The following is a 2,409-nucleotide window of genomic DNA, read 5'->3' on the forward strand; positions in this document are numbered from 1 at the left end:
TTAGATGGAGGCTCGTGACCACTTACCATTGCCAATATTTCAGCGAGACTTACCAAAAAGGAACAGACAGGGTGGTGGCGGATACAAGGTTCCCGAGGGTCGACAAAAGTCTGATTATTTTGATCGGACGAAGGCTCAAGCAGACAACATTGCTCTTTCGTTCAATGAGTTAAGGACGAAATATAGCGGGAGACTGAATCCGCATCTGATTTATCGGATCAAAGTCAATCAAAGCGTTGACTACACGCAATTTGAGAAGACACTCAATGCTTTGGGTGGTTTAACAGTTTTGTCCGTAGCTGAGGACAAGAAAGGCTATTGGGTTGTCTTTTCGAATGACACGGAGTTTCGCACATTTAAGTACAAATTAGCACAATATGCTGGCGTTGTTCCCAATGGACATAAATATGATTTTTTCAACGCTATCGATGCCGTCGAGGACGTTCCGAAAGAAGAGAAAATCGGAAATTTGCTTAGGAAGAAGCCGCTGACGAGTGGTGAGTTATGCCATTTGAACGTCGAATTGTGGCGGATGGAGGATGACCAACTCTATACGTATATTGATGAATTAAAGGATTTGTATCGGGGGGATCGCCGTTTTCGCATCAGCGATCAACTAATTACGCGTTCCTTTGCTCTGTTGCGGGTTAAAATGGATGCTGATATTTTCGACGCATTGTTGGCGATGAAAGAGATCGCGCAAATCGATCGGCCATTTATTCCTTCGTTTAATCCAGTTACGTATAACAACATTGATATATCCGATTTCGAAATTCATCCACCCGCCAATGATGCAACAGGTATTTTAGTTGTCGACTCAGGGATTACGTCAAATCACCCCCTTTTAGAGCAAGCTATTGGTAACGTGGAGAATTTCCAAGAGGGTGAGTCTGGAACGCAGGATCGCGCGGGTCACGGAACATCTGTGGCCGGGAACGCGATATACGGAGATGTGGAAACGAGCATTGAACGAGCCGAGTTTTCACCTTCAAATTGGCTATTCTCGGCGAAAGTGATGTATGGAGTGGAAGTTGCCCCTGGGAAAATAGATTCGCACTACGATGAAGAAAAATTACTGGAAAGACAGTTGAGAGATGCCATCACGTCCTTTTTGGACAACGATGAGTATCGAATTAAAGTCGTCAATTTATCTTTTGGAAATGAAGATGAGGTTTTCAAAAGCCGTGGCAGTCGCCAATTCCCGTTGGCAGCACTGATTGATGAACTCGCATTTGACTATCCTAATGTAGTATTTGTTGTTTCGGCTGGGAATCTTCATCCACGCAAAGTCTACAATCAACTCTCGGAAATTGTGGAGAACTATCCGAATTACTTGGTTGAGAATGACTCGTTTGCAGTCATTAACCCAGCGACCTCCGCATTATCCATTTCCGTCGGGTCAGTGGCAGACAAAATTCGGTTCACGAACCGCGGGATGGGGATGACTGAGGAAGAGCTTTGGACGGCGATCGCACAAGAAAATGAGCCATCCCCTTTCACTCGTTCCGGTTTTGGATTGAACGGTATGGTGAAACCAGAAGTTGTTCATTACGGTGGAAATTTGATTTTACGGGAGGACTACGGTCGCATATTGGAGAACGCCGGTGGGAAAATCGTCCTCCTTTCCAATCAGCCGGTCGAGAAACTTTTTTCGTTTGATTATGGGACGAGCTTTTCCGCACCGAAAGTAACCCACATTCTCGGTCAAATTGCGAACAAGTATCCCAACGCGTCTGCCAATTTCATGAAGAATCTACTACTTCAATCAGCCGAGTTCAGAAAGATAAATGGATTTCATGGAAATGATAATCAACAGATGAAATCAATGTGGAGGACTCAGGGATACGGAATTCCTGATGTTGAAAGGGCATTACATTCGTATGATAATCGAACTGTCCTATTTCATGAAGGGGACATCGGGTTGAAGCAAGTTCAAGTCTTTACTGTGGGTCTTCCAAGTAGTTTCTTTGAAACAAAGGGTTTCAAAAGAATTTCAGTGGTGCTTACTTTTAATTCGCCAACACGTGCGACCAGGGGAGACAGCTATCTCGGGAATCGATTGGACTTTAAATTGTTTCACACTGTTGACCCAGGCGAGGTTGTTGATAAGTTTGCTACCGTGGACTTGACAGATAGTGATGACGAAGCCATACCACCGGAGTTGAGGGATAAGGAAATTCATCTCGCTCCTGGCACAAACACACGAAAGGCTGGGTGCCATCAAAAAGGATCAAAAGAGTTTATAAGAGATACAAAGAATCTCCCTGGTACGCCACTTACACTCGTTGTGATGAATGCGAACAAGTGGATTGGTGATGACTCTTATCGACAACCGTACTGTGTTTCAATGATACTGGAGCACTCAGAAAAAATCAATTTGTACGAATCCATTCGTACCGAAGTCATGCA

General features: G+C 44.3%; 1 protein-coding gene. It reads left to right on the forward strand.

All coding sequences use genetic code 11. The features are described 5' to 3' along the window. Positions 1-28: 28 nt before the first annotated feature. A partial coding sequence (locus tag BUA75_RS15280) for a S8 family peptidase (RefSeq protein WP_165612058.1) occupies positions 29-2,409 on the forward strand: 2,381 nt, incomplete at its 3' end.

It is taken from the genome of Alicyclobacillus tolerans, from assembly GCF_900142255.1.
In the GTDB taxonomy this organism is placed as follows: Bacteria; Bacillota; Bacilli; order Alicyclobacillales; family Alicyclobacillaceae; genus Alicyclobacillus_I; species Alicyclobacillus_I tolerans.